Origin of the sequence: Clostridium sp. AF35-15 (genome assembly GCF_003477745.1) — a bacterium.
Lineage (GTDB): Bacteria > Bacillota > Clostridia > Lachnospirales > Lachnospiraceae > Otoolea > Otoolea fessa.
In genome coordinates this window covers 1-765 of the sequence record NZ_QUDY01000024.1, presented here as the reverse complement: position 1 = coordinate 765, position 765 = coordinate 1, and the positions used below count along the sequence as shown (strand labels likewise).

Genomic DNA, 765 nt, shown 5'->3' with positions numbered 1-765 from the left:
GAATCTTTAACTTCTGCGATCTGACGGCGGATTTCTTTACAAATCTTCGGATCGCCGCCAACCACCTCTACGATACGTCCTTTTTCAATTCTTAACTCAACCGGTGTGGTCGGGCATCCATAGTAGCAGATAGGTCCATCAATTACCAGTTTGCCATGGGTTGTGTCGATCACCGGTCCTAAGGAAACCTCTCCGTCAGACCATGCCATTGCATCGCCCGGATTTCTCGCGATACCACACTCGATGATCGGCTCCATCTGATTCATTTCCATGTACAGGTCGGTACCAGCCGGTGTGGTGATGTGAGCCATCTTATGACCTCTCCAGATTGCCTGCAGCTTCTCGCCGTCTGCGTAAACTGCTTCATAATCTGCCAGTGCGCCGCCTCTTGTGAAGTTATCGATGCTTCTTAAGCAGATGGAAACCTCGCGAAGTTTCTTCTGGTTGATGAGCTCTTTCAGGTGGTTATTGTAGATAGCTGCACCGGATGCGGTGGTCATGCCGACAAATACATCGCAGGCATCCATGCCAAGCTCCAGTGACTTCGGGAAAATGGTTGCTTTGTCTTTTCCACGAATCGGCATCATGTATACGCCGTACTCAGCGCCGCAGTTTAAAGCGGCTGCTGCCATCGCCTGGGTCATTCTCTCGTCGGTTTGAGGGTCAACGACAATCAAAACTTCCTCGCCCGGTTTAACAGCCATCAGGTTGCCAAGAAGATACTGTGCACGTTCCATACATTCGATAATTCTGTTATCACTCATA

Annotated in this window: 1 protein-coding gene; it reads right to left on the bottom strand. The window is 49.8% G+C overall.

The genetic code is table 11. The features are described from left to right. On the bottom strand, positions 1–737 hold a 737-nt coding region (locus DWZ76_RS14865; RefSeq protein ID WP_243017882.1), incomplete at its 3' end, for a leucyl aminopeptidase. Between the last annotated feature and the right edge of the window lie 28 nt (positions 738–765).